The following is a 19,366-nucleotide window of genomic DNA, read 5'->3' on the forward strand; positions in this document are numbered from 1 at the left end:
TCCGCCGTACCGACGACGACAACACAAAAGATCTTCGGACGAAATGGACGCAGGACGGAACATTCTTGCCTAAAAGGGGAATGTTCATGAAGTATCAGATTGCCTGTGCCGCACTTGCGCTGCTTTCCAGTGCTCCGGCTTTCGCTCAGGAGGAGCCGGCAGGCCCCGTCACCGTTACCGGCAGCGTCGGCCTGGTGTCCGACTACCGCTTCCGCGGCGTATCGCAGAGCGACCGTGGCATGGCCATTCAGGGCGGTATCACGGCAACGCATGAAAGCGGCTTCTACATCGGCACCTGGGGTTCGAACCTCGGCGGCTGGGGTCGTTTCGGCGGCGCCAACATGGAACTCGACCTGGTCGGCGGCTATTCGACGTCGTTGGGCGAGGGCACGACGGTCGATGTCGGCCTGACCTGGTACATGTATCCGTCGGGTGCCGACAAGACGGATTTCGCTGAACCCTATGTGAAGCTGTCGCACCAGTTCGGCCCGGTCAAGGGCCTGGTCGGTGTCGCCTACGCTCCCAAGCAGCAGGCGCTGGGCAATTGGCAGAGCAGCGCATCCAGCGGCATCGACAATCCGGGTGACAAGGAAGACAATCTCTATGTCTGGGGCGACGTCAATGCCGCCATCCCCGACACTCCCGTCACGGTGAAGGCCCATCTGGGTTGGTCGGACGGCAATCCGGGCCTTGGTCCCAATGGCACTTCGATCGCTCCTACCGGCAAATATCTCGACTGGCTGGTGGGCGCCGACTTCGCCATTCCCGGCACGCCGCTGACCGTTGGCGTGGCCTATGTCGACACCGATATCGCGCGCGTGGAGGAAAATTATCTGCGCCCGAACTTCATGGTCAACGACAGCAAGGATTTCGGCAAGGCGATCGCGCGCAGCACGGTCCTCTTCTCGCTGACCGCTGCTTTCTGATCCCTTGCGCCGGGCCTGGTGGACCCAGGCCCGGCCATGCTTCTTTCCCGGCTGTGACAAATTGTTTCTGCTGTTGCATCCGGGGCTTTCCGGCCGCCCCTGCGGTTGACCATGGCTCCGGCCACCCCTATCCCGCTGTCATGCTCAAAGCCGTGCCGACATTGTCATGACCGCGCCGACCATAATCCTTGTCGAAGATGATCCGCCGCTGCGTACCCTGACCGCGCGCGCCTTGCAGGAGCATGGCTATCAGGTCCGCCCGGCTTCTTCCGGCCCCGAAATGTGGGTAGCGTTCGACGCCGGTCCTGTCGACCTTGTCGTGCTCGACGTCATGCTCCCCGGCACCAACGGCATAGATCTTTGCCGCCAGATCCGGCGCAAGAGCGACGTTCCCATCATCTTCATCAGCGCCAAGGGCAGCGAGACCGACCGTATCGTGGGGCTGGAACTGGGCGCCGACGATTACCTGCCCAAGCCGTTCGGCACGCGTGAACTCATCGCGCGCATCCGCGCCATATTGCGCCGCGTCGGGGTGGAGCGGGGTCCGGACGAGCATCGCGAGAATGAAGCACGGTTCGACGGCTGGATCGTCAATTTCCCGCGCCGCGAACTGCGTTCGCCCACTGGCGCCATCGTCGACCTGACCGGTGCGGAATTCGATCTGCTCGGCAGCTTTCTCAGCCATCCGCAGCGCGTGATCGCCCGCGAACGGTTGATCGAACTTTCGCGCACCCGCATGGGCGACAGTTCCGACCGCAGCATCGACGTGCTGGTCAGCCGCCTGCGCCGCAAGCTCTCGACGCAGGATCGCACGGCGCCGATCACCACCGTGCGGGGCGTCGGCTATATGTTCAATGCGGAGGTCAGCCGCGCTTGAGACGGCATGTCAGCCTGGTCGGGCAGATCTTCGCGATCCTGCTGCTGACCTTGACGCTGGAATTCGCCGTCGGCATCCTGTTGAATGAACGATCCAATCATCTTTCGCTGCAGGATGACGAGGCCCGGCGCCTGGCCGAACATCTGGTGATTGCCCGCAAGTTGCTGACGGAGCATGCGCCCGATGAGCGGCATGCGCTGTCACTGCAACTCACCACGGATCGCTACGACGTGCACTGGACCCCGTCCTCGCCGCCGCCACCCGCGCTTGCGCCGGGGCTGGAGAGGATGCGGCGACAGATCGTCAACTGGGAACCGACCCTTGAACAGTCGGGCCTGTGGCTGCGTCTGGCCTCGCCCGGACGCGTTTCGGAGATCAACGGCGGCCTGCGCCTCGCGGACGGAAGCTGGCTCTATTTCGGCATGCGCCACAGCGGCGGCAAATGGACCTTCACCATCGGCCGCATGGGGCTCGCGTTGATCCCGGTGTTGGCGCTGCTGCTCGTGGGCGGCATCCTGATCCGGCGTACGCTGGCGCCACTGCGCGACCTCACCCGCGCAACCGAACGCATCGGCCTTAGCGATGAAGTCATTGTGGAGGAGGGTGGCTCCAACGATGTCCGCAACCTCATCCGCGCCTTCAATGCCATGCAGAAGCGCATTCATCGGTTGATCACGGAACGGACGGAGACGCTGGCCGCCGTCGGCCATGACATGCGGACGCCACTCGCGCGGCTGCGGCTGAGGCTGGAGAACCTGCCGGACACGGAAGCGCGGGAGGCGATCGAGGGCGACCTTAGCGAAATGGGCGAGATGATCGATTCGCTGCTTGCCTTCCTGGGCGGGGAGAAAAATGGAGAGCCGCCCGTCCGCACCGACCTCGCCGTGCTGGTCGCGACGGTGGTCGACGCCTTTCAGGACCAGGACAGGCCGGTCGATTATGTCGGGCCCGACCACCTGGAAATGGCGGTTCGGTCGCTCAGCCTGCGTCGGGCGATCGTCAATCTGATAGAAAATGCGCTGCACTATGGCAGCCGCGCCCGGGTCGCGCTGGAGCGTCGCGATCGCGAAGTGCTGATCCGGGTCGACGATGACGGTCCCGGCATTCCCCGCGACAAGCTGGAGGAGGTGTTGAAGCCCTTTGCCCGCCTGGATGAGGCCCGGCAGCGCAACACGCGCGGGCTGGGCCTGGGCCTTGCCATCGTTGCGCGCACCGTGGAACTGGAGGGTGGGGAACTGATCCTCGCCAACCGGCCCGAAGGCGGATTGCGGGCCGAAATATGCCTGTATCTTCCGGCCCAGCCCCAGAAGCACTGACAAAGAGAATCTGCCCACCCCCAAGCAAAACTCATTTACTGCCGGGCGCCATGCCGCGCTATGCCGGACGCCTGTTCGGAAAGAGGCATGTATGACGGCAGAAGGCGAAAAGGAAATCGCCCAGGGTTATTGGGACATTGACAGGCTGGCGGCCGAACTGGGCACGGTCCGGCGGCGTTGGCGCCAGGGTCAGGAACATCATGCCGAATATGGGGCGGAGGGTTTTCCGTCGCGCGCGACGCTGACCAAGATCATGGAGGCGCTTTGCGGCGCACTGTTTCCGCTTCGTCTGGGGCCCAGCTTCGTGCGTCTGCACAATGAGGACGCCTATGTCGCGCAAACCCTTCAGACGGTGCTCAGCCGCCTCTACGGCCAGATCCGGCTGGAGCTGATCTATGCGATGAAGAACGCACCGATAGAGCAGGTCGACAGGGAGGCGTCGCGCATCATCGGCGATTTCGCCGAAGGACTGCCAGCGCTCCGCGAACTGCTGGACAGCGACGTGGAGGCGGCTTTCCTGGGCGATCCCGCCGCGCGCAGCGTCGATGAGGTGCTGATCTGCTATCCCTCGATGATGGCGATCACGCACCATCGCCTGGCACATCGGCTGCACCGGTTGGGAGCACCGCTCGTGGCGCGGATCATTTCGGAAATCGCGCATGGCAGTACGGGGATCGACATTCATCCCGGCGCGAAGATCGGCCACAGCTTCTTCATCGACCACGGCACGGGCGTCGTCATCGGGGAAACGGCGATCGTCGGGGATCGGGTTCGCATCTATCAGGGCGTGACGCTGGGCGCGCGCAGCTTTCCGGCCGATGGCAAGGGCGCGCTGGAAAAGGCCCTGCCGCGTCACCCGATCATCGAGGATGATGTGGTGATCTATGCCGGCGCGACGATATTGGGCCGCATCATCATCGGTAGCCGGTCCGTGATCGGCGGCAATGTCTGGCTGACCGACAGCGTGCCGGCCGACAGCAATGTCCGGCAGGCCAAGGCGCATTATGAAGTGACCAGCCGGGTTGAGGTGTCCGCCCCCCATCGCGTCCACGCGCTGCTGGAGGAAGGACGCGATGGGATAGCGGAGAATATTTGAGGGCCTATGCGCAGGAATATGGCGCCGATGGCTGGAGCATTCTCACCATGAGCGGAAAAGCCCCAGCCATCTGATGCCGCGTTTCCGAGGCGTTGGCCTTAACGATCAGTTTGAAGATGCGTTATTCAGCGCAGCTATCCCCGTCGCCGGCGATCAGGTCAAGGCAGCGTCCGTCGATCTGGTCCTTTGCTACGGGCAATTTGATCAGCGCCGCCAGGGTCGGCAGGATGTCGACCGTTTCCACGCCGAGCGGCTGTTCGAAGTGGGGCAGCCCCTTGCGCCAGAACAGGATAGGCACGCGGCGATCCATATCCCAAGGCGATCCATGGGTCGCGACCGACCCCATCACCGCCGCTTCGGGGATCGACATGACCCGCGGCTTCAGCAGCAGCAGCAGGTCGCCCGAACGCTGCGGGTCGAAGCTGGCTCTGGCCTCCTGGATCAGCGACCAGCTTTCCGGAGGACCGGATGGAGCGGGGGTGGCGGCGATCTCCGCCTTGGTGAAGACGGTCTGGACCTGCGGATGGACGCGGAGCAGGGCGAGAGTTGCCGCTTCCACCCTGGCGCGTTGCGCCGCCGTCAGGCCGCGGTCGAAATACAGGTCGCCCGCCGGGCCATCGCCCCAGATCAGCGTCCTGCCCGTGATGCCAGTCTTTTCCGCGATGGCGGCCGATAACGCCTTGGGCGTGAGCGCCTTGTCGACGCGCTGTTCCATCGGCATGGCATTCAACCGGTGGCGTTCGGGCAGGTCATGCCCGCCATGATCGGCGGTCAGCACCACGGCATAGTCGATGCCGTCCTTGTCGAGTCGGTCGAAAAAGGCGCCCAGCTCGCGATCCAGCCGATCGACCTGTATGCAGCTTTCCGTACCCTCCGTGCCGTAGGTGTGACCGATATAGTCCGTCGCGGACAGGCCGATGGAGATGATGTCTGTCTGCGCCTGTTTGCCCAGCGCCATGCTCTCGATGGCGGCGGCGGCAAAAGCCAGGGTCATCGCATCCTGTTCCGGCGAGATGCGGAAGGCCTTGTAATCGCCCGCCGCCCGCGCGAAGCGACCTGTCCCGACCGTGCGATCTCCGGCCTTCACGGGGAAATCCTTGGCCGCGCATTGCGGCGGCAGCTCGAAGCCGGGATTGCCCTCTGCCAGCCGCCGCGCCATGACCTCATTGACTTTGGCGACCAGCGGTGGGGTCGCCACTCCCTTGTAGCTGACATAGCCCTCCGGTCCGCCCAGCCACCAGACCTGGTCGGCGGTTGGCCCGCCCATCATGATCGCCGCACGGTCCTTCCCCGCAATCGATACGACGCGTGTCGCCGGATTGGCGGCCTTCATCCGCCCGCCCAGCGTCGGCACCCTCAGATGTACGGGAGAAGCCTGATAATGTTCGCTGTCGGTGCCCGGCTGCGTCTCGTCCTCCGCGCAATAGACCAGCTTGTCGGCGCGCGCGGTGCCAAGGTCAAACCAGCTGTTGGCGATGATGCCGGTGCGCGAGGGGCGGCTGCCGGTCAGGATGGTGCTGTGTCCCGGACAGGTTTCGGTGGCGGCATGGCTTTGATAGCCGCGGGGGAAGACGATGCCCTGTTCCGTCAGCCGCCTGAGGCCGCCGCTGTAATATTGACGATATTCGCTGAACAGATCGGCCGAAAACTGATCCACCGCGATGGCGACGATCAGCCTGGGCGGCGTGGCGGGCGCGGCAGCCGCCACGGCGGGCGGAGCCTCGGTCTGGGCCAGGGCCGGCAGCGAACCGGCAAGAAGTAGGGCTGCCGCGACATTTTTCAACATTATGGAGTACCTTCTCATGCCTTGACGGCGGATGCATCGAGACCTAGCCCCCTTGCGTCCACCGGAACAGAGGCCCGATGCGCATTTTTCATGTCCTTCTGATGACAATGCTGCTGTTGCTCGCGCCGGTGGCGGCGCGGGCGGAGGGTGCGTTTGGCCAGGGCGTCCCCCACATTGCGGCCGAACTCACCGCCGAAAGCAATGCGCCGCGGCCGGGCCAGGATCGGGGCAGTGGCACGACGATCGCCTTTTCCATGACGCCGGAATCCGGCTGGCACGGCTATTGGGAAAATCCGGGGGATGCCGGCCTGGGCATGACGGTCAAATGGACGCTGCCCAAGGGAGTCATGGTCGGTCCCCTGCGCTATCCCGTGCCGGAGACATTGCTGATCGCCGGCCTCATGAACCATGTCTATGAGGGGCCTTATGGAGTGCTTGCAAAGCTGACCGTGGCGCCGGACGTGCCCAGGGGTACGAAGCTGCCGATCCGCGTCCGCGCCAACTGGCTGGCCTGCACCGACAAGGTTTGCGTTCCAGAAGGCGCGGAGCTGTCGCTGGACCTGATAGCGGGCGACGGATCTGTCCTGCCGGGCGGCAGGGCGCAGTTCGATGGCTGGCGCAGCCACTTGCCGCGTCCGCTGGGCAGCGATGCGACCTATGCCCTGGCTGACGGCCGCCTGCGCCTCTCCATCCCCTTTCCCGCAGCGGCCGAAGCCCGCGACGTCCATCTCTTCGCGCTGGCCGATGGTCTCACCCGTTACGCGGCTCCGCAGAGCGTCGCGCGGCAGGGTGACCGGCTGCTGATCGAAACCGAAGCCGGGCAAGGCCCGCTGTCCGGCCCGGTTCAGGCGGTGCTGCGCACCGGCGACCATGTCGGTTTTCTGCTGACGGCCCGTCCCGGCACCGTGCCTGCTGCTCGATCCGCCACTGCCCGGACCCTCTTCCTTGCGCTGGGCGGTGCACTGCTCGGCGGCCTGCTGCTCAACATCATGCCCTGCGTGTTCCCCATATTGGGACTGAAGGCGATGAAACTGGCGCGTGCGGGGGGGGACGAGCATATCGTCCGGCGGGAGGCGCTAGCCTACAGCCTTGGCATCATTCTCACCTGCCTTGCCCTGGGCGGCCTGCTGCTTGGCCTGCGCGCTGCGGGAACGGCGGTCGGCTGGGCCTTCCAGTTGCAGGATCCGCGCATCATCCTGCTGCTGCTGTTGCTGGTGACCGCGATCACGCTCAACCTTGCCGGCCTGTTCGAACTCAGCGCTTTCGGTGGCGGCGAGCGGCTGGCGGGAAAGGCAGGCGCGTCCGGCGCCTTCTGGACCGGCGCGCTGGTCGCTTTCGTCGCCACGCCTTGTACCGGGCCGTTCATGGGCGCGGCGATGGGGGCGGCGCTGGTACTGCCGATCGGCGCCGCTCTGGCAATCTTTGCGGGGCTTGGCCTGGGCCTCGCACTGCCATTTCTGGCTCTGGCCTACATCCCCCCAATCCGTACACGCCTGCCGAAACCAGGCGCCTGGATGGGGCGGCTCCAGAAAATACTCGCTATTCCCATGGCGCTGACCGCGCTGGGCCTGTTGTGGCTGCTGGGGCAGCAACGCGGCACGGTTGCCATCCTGCTGGGGGCCGGCGCAGCCTTGATTCTGGCCGCTGTGCTCTGGTGGCTTGGGCGCAGGCAGCATCACGGACGGCACGGCGGATTTGCCGTGGTCTGCGCCGCGCTCATTCTCTTTGCGGGAACCGCCTTCGTGCTGCCGACCCGTGCGCCTGCCATCACCGCCTCCGCCCATGGCATCCCCTTTGACGAGGCGCGTCTGGCCAGCCTGCGTGCCACCAAAAAGCCGGTTTTCCTTTATTTCACCGCCGACTGGTGCCTCACCTGCAAGGCGAATGAGGCCGCGGCCATCGACCGCAGTGAAACCCGCGCCGCTTTCGAGAAGGCGGGCGTCACCATGATGGTCGGGGACTGGACCAATGCCGATCCCGCCATCACCCGCTTTCTGGAGGCGCAGGGGCGTTCGGGCGTTCCGCTCTATCTCTGGTATGCGCCGGGCAGGGACGCGCAGACATTGCCCCAGCTCCTGACCCCTGCCACGCTGACGGCGCTGGTGTCCTGATGGCCAAGGTCCGCGCCGACCAGCTCCTCGTCGATAGCGGCTTGGCGGAAAGCCGCGCGCGCGCCCAGGCATTGATCCTCGCCGGCCTCGTTTTCCTGGGGGAGCGGAAGGTCGACAAGGCCGGGCAACAGGTCGCGGCCGATGCCGAGCTGGAGGTGAAGGGCCGTGACCATCCCTGGGTCTCGCGCGGCGGCATCAAGCTCGCGCATGCGCTGGAGCATTTTCATATCGACGTGTCGGATGCCGTCGCCATCGATGTCGGCAGTTCGACCGGCGGTTTCACCGACGTCCTGCTCACCAACGGCGCGGTGCGGGTCTATGCGGTCGACAGCGGCACCAACCAGCTTGCATGGAAGCTGCGTTCGGACCCGCGCGTCATTGTCCATGAACAGACCAGCGCCCGCATCCTCACTGCCGATCACATTCCGGAGCCTGTGGATGTCATCGTCTGCGACGCCAGCTTCATCTCGCTCGCCAAGGTGCTGGATTGCCCGTTGGGCTTTGCCCGTTCCGGCGCGCGCCTGATCGCCCTGATCAAGCCGCAATTCGAGGCAGGGCGAGAGGAAGTCGGCAAGGGTGGCGTCGTGCGCGATCCTGCCATCCATGAACGGGTGTGCAACGAGGTGCGGGACTGGGTGTCGGGTCGGGGGTGGCAGGTCGAAGGGATCACCGCCAGCCCGATCACCGGCCCGCAGGGCAATGTGGAATTTCTCCTCTTCGCAACATTTGGCGGATAATCGCACTCCGTTCGTTTCGCCGCTATGATTACCATTTGCGACAAATGCCGGTTTGAGTCGCTTGCAGAGGCCGATTAGCCTGATCCGATGCGCATTTTCCTGCCAATCTTCCTGATCGCGCTCAGCCTTTCCGCTTGCGGCGCGCCAAAGGAGAAAAAGCCGCGCCCTTCCGCGCTGGTTGAGGCCGCGCCCATTCTGCACGATACCTTCACCGACAATCTGGATGCGGTCGGGACTGCATTCGCCAATGAGCAGGTGGTCTTGTCCGCTCCCGTGACGGAGCGGATCACATCCCTCCATTTCAGCGATGGCGGTTATGTCAGCAACGGGCAGGTGATCGCCACCCTGGCCGTTGGGCAGGAGAAGGCGGAACTTGCCGCCGCCCAGGCCCAGGCGCTTGCAGCCCAGCAGCAACTGGAGCGTATTCAGGCCTTGAAGGCGCGGGGCTTTGCCACTGCTGCCAGCCTGGAGAGCCAGGTCGCGCTCGCCAACGCCGCCCGCGCCAGTGCACAGCAGGCCCGCGCCTCGATCGGCGACCGGGTGGTTCGCGCGCCCTTTGCCGGCTGGGTGAGCCTGCGTATGGTGTCGCCTGGCGCCATTGTCACGGCAGGCACGCCGATTGCCACGGTCAGCGACATCTCGCGGATCAAGCTGGACTTCACCATCCCGGAAACCCGCCTGTCGCTGGTGCGGGAGGGGCAGCCGATCAAGGCGGTGTCCGCCGCCTGGCCCGACCGGCGCTTCGCCGGCACGATCGCCACCATCGATCCCGTGATCGATCCCGCCACCCGCGCCGTCCGGATACGCGCCATTCTGCCCAATCCCGACCGCGCCTTGAAGCCGGGCATGCTGCTGACGGTAAATGTGGTTGCAGGGCAGCGCCAGTCACTGGCCGTTCCTGAACTGGCCGTGGTCGGCGACGGCAGCGACCATTTCGTCTTCCTGGTGGAGAAGGGCAAGGCCAAGCGGGTCAAGGTCGATACCGGCATCCGTCAGAACGGCCTGGTCGAGATATTGGGGGGAGTGAAGCCGGGCCAGACGGTCGTCACCGACGGCGTTGTCAAACTGACCGACGGCGTGCCGGTGCGCGTCCCGGGGGGCAAGCCGGAAGCAAAGAGCGCCAGCGCCGGGCAAGCGGCCGGCTGAGGAGGCGAGGCGATGCAGCTTTCGGACCTGTCCGTCCGTCGTCCGGTCTTCGCGGCGGTGGTTGCCGTGCTGCTCTGCATCATCGGCATTGTCGGCTATCTCAGCCTTTCCATCCGCGAATATCCCGATACCGACCCGCCCATCGTCTCGGTCGAGACCAGCTATACCGGGGCGGCGGCTTCGGTCGTGGAAACGCGCATCACCCAGATCATCGAGGATGGCGTCGCCGGGGTCCAGGGCATCCAGAACATCACCTCGACCTCGCGCGATGGCGTTTCTTCAGTCAGTATTGAATTCGACCCCTCGCGGGACATCGATTCGGCAGCGAATGACGTGCGCGATCGCGTGGGCGCTGTGGTGGAGGATCTGCCGGAGGATGCGCTCGCGCCGGAAATCCGGAAGGTCGACGCCGATGCGCGGGCGATATTGTTCATCGTCTTCACCAAGGATGGTTGGACCCCGACGCAGATTGCGGATTATCTGGACCGCAATGTGCTGGATCGCTTTTCCGCCATTGACGGCGTCGCACGAGTGACCGGCGGGGGCGAGGAAAGGCCCTCCACGCGCATCTGGCTGAATGCGGAGAAGCTGACAGCCTTCGGCATCACGCCGGGCGACATAGAGGCGGCGCTGCGCGCGCAGAATGTGGAACTGCCGGCCGGGCGCTTCGAATCGAAGGACCAGAACCAGACGCTGCGCGTAGAGCGGGCCTTTTCGACGCCAGAACAATTTGCCGGGTTGGTCGTGGGACGTGGCGCGGACGGTTACCAGGTGAAGCTGGGCGACGTGGCGCGGGTCGAGCAGGGCGCCGAAAACCCCTATACGTCCTTCCGCTCCAACGCGGCGACGGGCATCGGCGTGGGCATCATCCGTCAGTCGGGCGCCAACACGCTGGAAGTTGCGGAGAAGGCCAAGGCGCTGATCGACGAGCTGCGGCCCACCTTGCCGCCGGGCATGAAGGTCACGATCGGATCGGACGAGTCGCTGTTCATCAGCCGCGCCATCGACAATGTCTATGATACGCTGGCCGAGGCGGCACTGCTCGTCGTGCTTGTCATCTTCCTCTTCTTGGGTTCCCTGCGGGCGACGATCATTCCGTCCATCACCGTGCCGATCTGCCTGCTGGCGACCTGTGCCGTCATGTGGCTGCTGGGGCTGTCGATCAACCTGCTGACGCTGCTCGCCTTCGTGCTGGCCATCGGTTTGGTCGTGGATGATGCCATTGTCGTTCTGGAGAATGTCTATCACCGCATAGAACAGGGGGAGGATCCACTGGTCGCATCCTATCTCGGCACGCGGCAGGTGGGTTTTGCGATCATTTCGACCACGCTGGTGGTCTGCGCGGTGTTCGTGCCGGTCATGTTCCTGGCGGGGCAGACGGGCCTGCTGTTCCGCGAACTGGCTATATCGATGATCGCCGCCATCGCCTTTTCGGGCTTCATTTCGCTCAGCCTGGCGCCGATGCTCTGTTCAAAGCTGCTGCGACGTTCGGAGCGGTCACGCCTGTCGCTCTGGGTGGATGCGCGATTCCAGCGGCTGGAGGGGACCTATGCGCGCCTTCTCGACCGGGTGCTCACGCGGCCTGCGGGCGCCATCGTCGCCGTTGCGCTGTTCCTTGCCGTCGCCGGCGGCCTGTTCACCATGCTTCCGACCGAACTGGTCCCAGCGGAAGATACGGGCGTCGTCGACGGCCAAGTGACGGCGCCTGAGGGCACCGGCTTCGATCGCATGAAAGGCTATATGCGGAAAATCGAAACCGATCTGCAGCCGCTTCGGGACGAGGGCACGCTCCAGGTGCTGAACATACGCGCGCCCGCCGGTTTTTCGAACAGTGACGATTTCAACGGCGGAAATATCATCGCCTTCCTGCGGCCGTGGGAGGACCGCACGATCACCACGGTGCAGGTGGCCGACATGATCAACAAGGTGATCGCCGACCAGCCCGGCGTCCGGGGCAATGTCGCGCCGCGTTCGGGGCTGGGCCGGGGAAGGGGCCTGCCGGTCAATCTCGTGCTGGCAGGAGCGACCTATGAGGGGCTGGTCGCCGCGCGTGATCGCATCATGGCCGCCGCGGCCGCGAATCCGGGCCTCATCAATCTGGATTCCGACTATAAGGAAACCAAGCCGCAGATGCGGATCGATGTCGATCAGCAACGCGCGGGCGATCTGGGCGTGTCCGCCAACGACATCAGCCAGGCGCTGCAGACGCTGCTTGGGTCCCGCCGCGTTACCACCTATGTCGACCGGGGCGAGGAATATCGCGTGCTGCTTCAGGCAGAGCGGGAGGGGCGCCAGACCCAGGCCGATCTGGAGCGGATCAATGTGCGCAGCCGCACCGGCGCGCTGGTGCCCCTGTCCGCCGTCGTCACGATTCGCGAAGTTGCCGGGCCGCGCCAGCTCAACCGCTACAACAAATTGCGCGCCATCACCCTGACAGCGGCTCTGGCGCCGGGTTACTCGCTGGGCGAGGCGTTGAACTTTCTCGAGGACCAGGCGCGCCAGTCGCCGGAAATCCTTGCCGTCGGCTATAGGGGGGAGAGTCAGTCGCTGCGTGAAACCGGCGGATCGATCTGGCTGGTCTTCGGCCTGACCATATTGATCGTCTATCTGCTGCTCGCTGCCCAGTTCGAGAGCTTCGTCCATCCCGGCGTGATCATCGCCACCGTGCCGCTGGCCGTGGCGGGCGGGGTGCTGGGCCTTGCCTTGGCAGGCGGGTCGATCAATCTCTACAGCCAGATCGGCATCGTCATGCTGGTGGGACTGGCGGCGAAGAACGGCATCCTGATCGTCGAATTCGCCAACCAGTTGCGGGACGAAGGGCTGGAGATCAGCGCGGCCGTTCGTCACGCTGCCGTCCGTCGCCTGCGCCCCATATTGATGACCTCCATCGCAACGGTCATCGGCGCTGTTCCCCTGGTCATGCGGGGCGGCGCAGGCGCGGCGGCCCGGCATTCGATCGGGGTGGTGGTGGTTTCCGGCGTCAGCCTGGCGACATTGATCACGCTGTTCCTGATCCCGATTCTCTATTCACGGGTTGCAGGACGAACCGTTTCACCGCAAACCGTCAGTCGGCGGCTGGACTCGGCCTTGAAGGATTCGCCCGACGCCGCCGAGTAAAAGGTGGAGCTTCGTTGCCGATGAACGAGATTGCGTCTCCGGGTCAATTACGTCTTGCCTATGCGCGCTGGGCACTGGTTACTGTGCCGGCGCTTGTTTTCCTTGGCTTTCTTTCAGGCAAGCTCGCCAATAGCGGCTATGGCAATCGCTGGTTCGCGGCCTTGGCCAAGCCCGACCTGATCCCGCCCGGTTGGGTCTTTGGCCTTGCCTGGACCATCCTCTATATAATGATGGCGCTCGCCTTCGCCGTCGTGCTGCATGCCAGGGGCGCGAGGGGCCGGGGGATCGCGATAGTCGCATTCCTCGCGCAACTGGTGCTCAACCTTCTCTGGTCCCCGTTGTTCTTTCGTGCGCATCTGGTGGATCAGGCGCTGGTCCTGATCGTCGCGCTGTTAGGGCTTGTGGCCGTCACGATCCTGTTGTTCTGGCGCGTGCGGCGTGTCGCGGGGCTTCTGCTGCTGCCCTATCTGTGTTGGCTGGCCTTTGCCTCCTACCTCAACTATGAGATCGGCCGCCTCAATCCGGACGCGGAAAGCCTTGGCAAACCGGCTTTCCAGACCCAGATATGATTTTTGGCGCCACGACCGTGGTGCTGCACGGAAGGACATAGCATCATGCAGAGCGAAAACCGCTTTTTCGACGACCTTGCCAAGCTGGTGAACGGCGCGGCCGGAACGGTCGCGGGCATGAGCCGCGAATTTGAGAGCAACGCCCGCGAAAAGGCCAAGCAGTGGATCGGCGGCATGGATTTCGTCAGCCGCGACGAATTTGACGCCGTCAAGGCGCTGGCCGCCGCTGCTCGTGAAGAGGTGGAATCGCTGAAAGCCCGCCTCGATGCGCTGGAGGGCAAGGCGTCCGAACCCGTCAAGCAGACGGTCCGCGCCAAGCCCAAGGATGCAGAATAAGCGGCCGGTTTCGGGCGAAAGCGGAGTTGTCCACGCATTTTCCATGCCGCCCCGGTTTCCACCGGCGCAAAAAATGCTTTAAGGCGCGCAGATGATGGACAGCGACGAATTTGAAAATGGCGGTCAGGAGGCCGCACCGATCGACATGCTGGCCGCCTTTTTCGAGGCGCACGGCTGGAGCTACGATCAGGTCGGTGAGGACGAAATCGTCGCCAGTACCCAGGGATCTTGGGCACAATATGAACTTCGCGGCATCTGGCGTGACGAGGATCAGGTACTGCAAATGCTCGCCCTCCCCGACATAAGGGTGAACGACGACAAGCGCAGCACCATCTACGAAACGCTGGGCCTGATCAACGAACAGCTTTGGCTTGGCCATTTCGAACTCTGGTCCTCCAGCGGCATCGTGCTGTTCCGCCACGGCGCGCTGTTGGGGGCGGGCGGCACGCTGACCCTCGATCAGGCGCAGCTTCTTGTGGAAACCGCTATCGACGAATGCGAGCGCTTCTACCCGGTGTTTCAGTTCGTCCTCTGGGGCGGCAAGACGCCGACCGAAGCGATTTCCGCCAGCCTCATCGAAACGCGCGGCGAAGCCTGAGGCGCAATTCGATGACCGACATCTGGCCCGATCATCTCTTCCTTGTCGGCTGCGGCAATATGGCGGGGCAGATGCTGCAGCGCTGGCTCGCCTGCGGTCTTGATCCCGCAACAGTCACCGTGCTGCGCCCCAGCGGCAAGCCGGTGGCCGAGGGAGTAAGAGTGGTCACCGACTATCCCGCCTCGCTGCCGGGCGGCACTACGGTCCTGCTGGGCATGAAGCCCTATCAGCTTGGCGATGTCGCGGGCTGTCTCGCGCCTCTTTGCCGCGGCGATATGCGGATCGCCTCGATTCTCGCGGGAACACGTCTGACCGAACTGCGCGCGGCCTTTCCTGCAGCAGGAGAAATCGTGCGCGCAATGCCCAACCTTCCGGTGGGTATCGGGGAGGGCGTCATCGCCTTGCATGCGGAAGACGCTTGCGCGGCGCTCTCGCGAAAAGCGGTCGAAGCCTTCATCGCTCCGCTCGGTCTGGCCGAATGGATTGAGGATGAAGGCCAGTTCAACGCGGTCACCGCGCTGTCCGGCTGTGGCCCCGCCTTTTTGTTCCGCTTCATCGATGCCCTGGCGCGGGCTGGCGAGTCGATCGGTCTGCCCGGCGATCAGGCAGAGCGTATGGCGCTGGCCACCGTGCGCGGATCGGCAAGCATGGCTGCCATGGCGCGCGAAAGCCCGGCGGTGCTGGCGGATCGAGTGGCCAGCCCTGGCGGCATGACGCGGCAGGGACTGAACGTGCTCGATGCCGACGATCGATTGCTGGATCTGCTCACCGACACGCTGGCCGCTGCCCGCGACCGGGGCGATGCGATGGCCCGGGGCGAATAGCGCCGACGCGGTTCACCTTGGCCTGGAAATGCTCTACAGGCTCGGCGTTCCTATGGGAGTCCTGCAATGTTGTCCCCCGAAATGCCCATTCTTGTCCTCACCACCGGGGGAACGATCGACAAGATCTATTTCGATGCACTGTCGGACTATCAGGTGGGTGAGACCGTAGTATCGAAGCTGCTCGACATCGCCCGGGTCAAGCGGCCATTCCGCATTGAGGAAGTGGTGCGCAAGGACAGCCTGGAGCTGGACGATGCCGACCGCGCCCTGATCCGCGACCGGGTCGCGACGGCGCCCGAAAGCCACATCATCATCACCCATGGCACCGATACGATGACCGAGACTGCGAAGCTGCTGTCCGCCATTGCCGGCAAGACAGTGGTGCTGGTCGGCGCGCTCGCACCGGCACGCTTTGGCGAGAGCGACGCCAGCTTCAACCTCGGCATGGCCTTTGCGACGGTGCAGGTCGCCGCTCCTGGGGTTTACATCACGATGAGCGGATCGGTGTTCCGGGCCGACAAGGTCGTGAAGGATAGGGAAAAGGGCGCCTTCGTCCCGACAGAAGGCTGAATTCGCAAGGGCAAGTGGCTGTCGACTCGTCGTGGATCCATCCGAAACCGCGTGAAGGTCAAAGACTGCCCAGTACGCGCGCCGTCTCCACGAATTCCTCGACGCTGACGGTTTCGGCGCGGCGTTGCGGGTCGATGCCGACGGTCTCCAGCGCTTCCAGAGCGCCGGGCAGCCCTTTGAGGCTCTGGCGCAGCATCTTGCGGCGCTGACCGAAAGCGGCGGCGGTGAGGCGTTCGAGATGCTTGAGCTGCACGCCTTGGGGGGCTGGCCTGGGCGTGATGTGAACCACGGCGGACATGACCTTGGGCGGTGGGGTGAACGCGCTGCGGTGGACCTTCATCGCGATGCGGGCGTCGCCGCGCCATTGGGCGAGCACGGCCAGACGGCCATAATGATCGCCATTGGGCTTTGCGACAATCCTTTCGGCGACCTCCATCTGGAACATGAGGGTCAGGCTCGACCACCAGGGGAGCGGAGACCAGTCGGCTGAAAGCCAGCCGATGAGCAGTGCAGTGCCCACATTATAGGGAAGATTGGCGATGATATGCGCCCCTTCGCCGGCTTCGGCCCGGACATCGACGGCCATCGCGTCGCCGGAAATCACACGAAGCTGGTTCGGAAATGCCTCCGACAGTTCAGCAAGGGCTGGCAGGCAGCGCCGGTCGCGCTCCACCGCGACCAGCCGCGCCCCGGCGCGCAGGACGGCGCGGGTCAGGCCGCCGGGACCAGGCCCAACCTCGAAGGCAGGCTGGTCCTTGAGCGGTCCGGGAATGGCGGCGATCCTGTCCAGCAATTGCTCGTCCAACAGGAAATTCTGGCCGAGCGCCTTGTTCGCCTGCAGCCCATGGGCGGCGATGACGTCTCGCAGCGGCGGGAGCTTGGGCGGTGACAGCCTGGGGTGGGTATCGGCGGTCATCGACCTTAGCAGCCAGGGGTCAATCGTGCACGCGCGGCCTCGGCGGCCATCTTGATCGCGGCCATCATCGCGCCGGGATTGGCACTGTCCTTGCCTGCAATGCCGAATGCGGTGCCATGGTCGGGTGAGGTGCGCACGATGGGAAGGCCCAGGGTGATGTTGACCCCCTCGTCGAAATTCAGCGTCTTGATCGGGATCAGCGCCTGGTCGTGATACATGCAGAGCGCCGCATCATAGGTTTCGCGGGCGCGGCTGTGGAACAGGGCATCGGCGGCGATCGGTCCCTGAATGTCGTATCCTTCCGCCAGCAGCGACTCCACGGCCGGCCGGATGACATCGATCTCTTCCCGCCCCAGCGCGCCGCCCTCGCCTGCATGGGGGTTGAGGCCCGCGACGACCAGACGGGGACGACCGATGCCGAAATTGCGCTGGAGCCCCTTTGCCGTGGTAATGGCGCGGGCGCGGATCAGGTCGATCGTCAGCACGGACGACACCTCGGCCAGCGGGATATGGATGGTGATCGGCACCACCTTCAGCGATGGTCCCGCCAGCATCATGACGGCGTTATGCGGCGCTACGCCGCAGCGCTCCGCGATGAATTCGGTCTGTCCCGGATGGGTAAAGCCGACACCGTAAAGCTGTTCCTTGCCGACCGGGGCAGTGACAATCCCGGCGGCCGAACCGCTGCGGGCGAGGCCGACCGCCACTTCCAGAGCCTGAAAAGCCGTGCGCGCGCCGTCGATGCTGGGCATGCCGGGCGTGATCTCTCCCGCGTCGGCCACTTGCAGGCAGGGCAGGGCCTTGCCGAAGACTTCCGCGGCTTCCTCCGGCGTGCTGACCACCTCCACCGGACCAAGCCAGACGGCGCGCAGAGAGGCTGCGTCGCCCACGGCGAAGAAGGAGGGCAGGCCGCGCGCCTCGCGCATCACCCAGCTCTTGGCGACGATTTCCGGGCCAATGCCGGCCGGATCGCCGAGCGAAACGGCGAAGGGCGGCCCCATTGCCGGAGGGGCCGCAGGATCAGTTATAGTCGATGACGGCATCGCGGCGAAGATCGCGCAGATAGATGCGGGCGCGCTTGTTCACTCGTTCTTCCTCAAGCTGCGCCATGATCTGTTCGGCATTGGGGGCAGCGGCGGTAGAGGCTTCGTCACGGCCGCAGACGACCAGCACGCGCACGCCGTCATTGATCGATCCGAATGGCGGCGTCGCTTCGCCGACCTGGAGGTTGATCAGGATTTCCTGCAATTGCGGTGGCAGGTCGCGCAGCTTCACATTGTCGTTGTCGACCACGTCCGCGCCGATCTTGCCGCCCAGTTCATTGGCCTGGCCGCATCCCTTGATCGCCTTGACCTGTGCGGCAAAGGCCGCGGCCTTGGTGCTCGCCTGCTCCTTGGTCGTGCCTGCGGGGAAGCTCACGGAGAGCTGTTTGAGACTGAGAAGCGCATCACGCGGATCGGCGGTCAGCACCTTGCGCTTGTCCATGACGTAGATGATCGATATGCCGCCGGGCACCCCGATGGGCCCGGCAATCTGGCCGACCTGCATTTCCGCTGCCGCCTGCGCCAGTTCATCGGGCAATTGTGCGGGGCGAACCCAGCCCAGATCGCCGCCGACCGCCGCCGTAGAGGCTTCGGAGAATTGCCGCGCATAGGCCGCGAAGCTGCCGCCCTGCTTGATCTGTTCGATGATGTTGCGGGCGTTGGCGATGATCTGCTGCTGATTTTCCGGCGTGGCCGAAAGGTAGATTTCGCCGATGCGGAATTCGTCGCTGCCCTTCGCCGCATTCATCCGGTCGACCACCGACTTCACCTCATCCTCCGACACGTTGACGAAGGGCTGGATGTTGCGGCGGAGCAGGCGGCTCCAGGCCAGTTCGCCCTCGATCTGGCGCCTGATGCTGGCGGCGGAGCTGCCCTGCTGGCGCAGATATTGGTCGAACTGCGCGGGGGACTGGCGGAAATTGGCTGCGACCCGTTCATAGCTCTGGTCGATCTCGGCCTTGTCCACCTTGATATCGTTGGCGGCGGCTTCCTGGATCTGCAGCGTCTCGTCGATCAGGTTGCGCAGCACCTGCACGCGCAGCCTTTCCTTTTCCTCGTCCGACACCTTGCCGCCATTGGCGGTGATGATGAGGGCGAGGCGCTGGTCGACGTCGGTGCCGGTGATGATGCGGCCGTTGACGATCGCCGTTGCCTTGCGGACATTGGGATCGCTCTTGCCGAAGATGGTCACGTCCTTGGGCAGGTTGAGCTGCTGGGTGGCGACATTGTCATCGTCATTCACCGTCTGGGCGAAACTTCCGGAGGCGCCGGTGGCCAGCAGGGCCGAGGACAGAAGCAGGGTACGCAGGCCCTTGGCGGCGGCGCTGCCAATGCGGGAAAACCCTTTTAAGGCATAATGGGAAACGACAGGCTGCATCGTCGACAAAACTCTCCAAT

At 64.6% G+C, this 19,366-nt stretch carries 17 protein-coding genes; 13 read left to right on the top strand and 4 right to left on the bottom strand.

What is annotated here, in order from left to right; translation table 11 throughout:
- Window positions 1-80 precede the first annotated feature (80 nt).
- The 4 genes from MRBLMC3_RS14165 (at window position 81) to epsC (ending at window position 4,215) form a co-directional block, all read left to right on the top strand.
- Complete coding sequence (locus MRBLMC3_RS14165; protein WP_363829779.1) at window positions 81-926, top strand: TorF family putative porin; 846 nt, start codon at window positions 81-83, stop codon at window positions 924-926.
- A 166-nt stretch (window positions 927-1,092) separates the two neighbouring features.
- Window positions 1,093-1,803: a response regulator gene (locus tag MRBLMC3_RS14170; RefSeq protein ID WP_025549717.1), complete on the top strand. Its 711-nt coding sequence runs from the start codon at window positions 1,093-1,095 to the stop codon at window positions 1,801-1,803.
- The gene (locus MRBLMC3_RS14175) at window positions 1,800-3,119 is read left to right on the top strand and encodes an ATP-binding protein (RefSeq protein WP_363737298.1); all 1,320 of its coding nucleotides are present in this window, start codon (window positions 1,800-1,802) and stop codon (window positions 3,117-3,119) included. The genes MRBLMC3_RS14170 and MRBLMC3_RS14175 overlap by 4 nt, the downstream gene beginning before the upstream one ends.
- 91 nt (window positions 3,120-3,210) lie before the next feature.
- Window positions 3,211-4,215, top strand: coding sequence for a serine O-acetyltransferase EpsC (epsC, locus tag MRBLMC3_RS14180; RefSeq protein WP_363829781.1), 1,005 nt, complete (start codon window positions 3,211-3,213; stop codon window positions 4,213-4,215).
- A gap of 121 nt (window positions 4,216-4,336) precedes the next feature.
- Here the strand turns inward: epsC and MRBLMC3_RS14185 are convergent, their stop codons facing one another.
- Window positions 4,337-6,001, bottom strand: a complete 1,665-nt coding sequence (locus tag MRBLMC3_RS14185; RefSeq protein ID WP_363829784.1) for an alkaline phosphatase family protein — start codon at window positions 5,999-6,001, stop codon at window positions 4,337-4,339.
- A 77-nt stretch (window positions 6,002-6,078) separates the two neighbouring features.
- Between MRBLMC3_RS14185 and MRBLMC3_RS14190 the strand changes: the two genes are divergently transcribed.
- The 9 genes from MRBLMC3_RS14190 to MRBLMC3_RS14230 all read left to right on the top strand — a co-directional run bounded on the left by MRBLMC3_RS14190 (window position 6,079) and on the right by MRBLMC3_RS14230 (window position 16,009).
- Window positions 6,079-8,112 (top strand): protein-disulfide reductase DsbD family protein, encoded by a 2,034-nt coding sequence (locus MRBLMC3_RS14190; protein ID WP_363829787.1) that lies wholly within the window; start codon window positions 6,079-6,081, stop codon window positions 8,110-8,112.
- The gene (locus tag MRBLMC3_RS14195) at window positions 8,112-8,849 is read left to right on the top strand and encodes a TlyA family RNA methyltransferase (protein ID WP_363737294.1); all 738 of its coding nucleotides are present in this window, start codon (window positions 8,112-8,114) and stop codon (window positions 8,847-8,849) included. Before MRBLMC3_RS14190 ends, MRBLMC3_RS14195 begins: the two co-directional genes overlap by 1 nt.
- Before the next feature lie 87 nt (window positions 8,850-8,936).
- Window positions 8,937-9,995: an efflux RND transporter periplasmic adaptor subunit gene (locus MRBLMC3_RS14200; protein WP_363829790.1), complete on the top strand. Its 1,059-nt coding sequence runs from the start codon at window positions 8,937-8,939 to the stop codon at window positions 9,993-9,995.
- A gap of 12 nt (window positions 9,996-10,007) precedes the next feature.
- Window positions 10,008-13,112, top strand: a complete 3,105-nt coding sequence (locus tag MRBLMC3_RS14205) for an efflux RND transporter permease subunit (RefSeq protein WP_363829793.1) — start codon at window positions 10,008-10,010, stop codon at window positions 13,110-13,112.
- A 20-nt stretch (window positions 13,113-13,132) separates the two neighbouring features.
- Window positions 13,133-13,681 (top strand): TspO/MBR family protein, encoded by a 549-nt coding sequence (locus tag MRBLMC3_RS14210; protein ID WP_363829795.1) that lies wholly within the window; start codon window positions 13,133-13,135, stop codon window positions 13,679-13,681.
- A gap of 45 nt (window positions 13,682-13,726) precedes the next feature.
- Entirely contained in the window at window positions 13,727-14,017 is a 291-nt protein-coding gene (locus MRBLMC3_RS14215) for an accessory factor UbiK family protein (protein WP_363737290.1), read from the top strand.
- A 91-nt stretch (window positions 14,018-14,108) separates the two neighbouring features.
- Window positions 14,109-14,615, top strand: a complete 507-nt coding sequence (locus MRBLMC3_RS14220; protein ID WP_133652858.1) for a YbjN domain-containing protein — start codon at window positions 14,109-14,111, stop codon at window positions 14,613-14,615.
- 11 nt (window positions 14,616-14,626) lie between these two features.
- Window positions 14,627-15,439, top strand: coding sequence for a pyrroline-5-carboxylate reductase family protein (locus MRBLMC3_RS14225; protein WP_363829798.1), 813 nt, complete (start codon window positions 14,627-14,629; stop codon window positions 15,437-15,439).
- A gap of 66 nt (window positions 15,440-15,505) precedes the next feature.
- Window positions 15,506-16,009, top strand: coding sequence for an asparaginase domain-containing protein (locus tag MRBLMC3_RS14230; protein WP_363737288.1), 504 nt, complete (start codon window positions 15,506-15,508; stop codon window positions 16,007-16,009).
- A 58-nt stretch (window positions 16,010-16,067) separates the two neighbouring features.
- Here the strand turns inward: MRBLMC3_RS14230 and rsmA are convergent, their stop codons facing one another.
- The 3 genes from rsmA to MRBLMC3_RS14245 are packed head-to-tail and all read right to left on the bottom strand — an operon-like array spanning window position 16,068 to window position 19,346.
- A complete protein-coding gene (gene rsmA, locus MRBLMC3_RS14235; protein ID WP_363829800.1) occupies window positions 16,068-16,925 on the bottom strand; it encodes a 16S rRNA (adenine(1518)-N(6)/adenine(1519)-N(6))-dimethyltransferase RsmA in 858 nt (285 codons plus the stop codon).
- Between the two features lie 5 nt (window positions 16,926-16,930).
- The gene (gene pdxA, locus MRBLMC3_RS14240; RefSeq protein WP_363829803.1) at window positions 16,931-17,968 is read right to left on the bottom strand and encodes a 4-hydroxythreonine-4-phosphate dehydrogenase PdxA; all 1,038 of its coding nucleotides are present in this window, start codon (window positions 17,966-17,968) and stop codon (window positions 16,931-16,933) included.
- A complete protein-coding gene (locus MRBLMC3_RS14245; RefSeq protein ID WP_363737285.1) occupies window positions 17,946-19,346 on the bottom strand; it encodes a peptidylprolyl isomerase in 1,401 nt (466 codons plus the stop codon). The genes pdxA and MRBLMC3_RS14245 overlap by 23 nt, the downstream gene beginning before the upstream one ends.
- Between the last annotated feature and the right edge of the window lie 20 nt (window positions 19,347-19,366).

The organism is Sphingobium sp. LMC3-1-1.1 (assembly GCF_040676285.1).
Classification (GTDB): Bacteria; Pseudomonadota; Alphaproteobacteria; order Sphingomonadales; family Sphingomonadaceae; genus Sphingobium.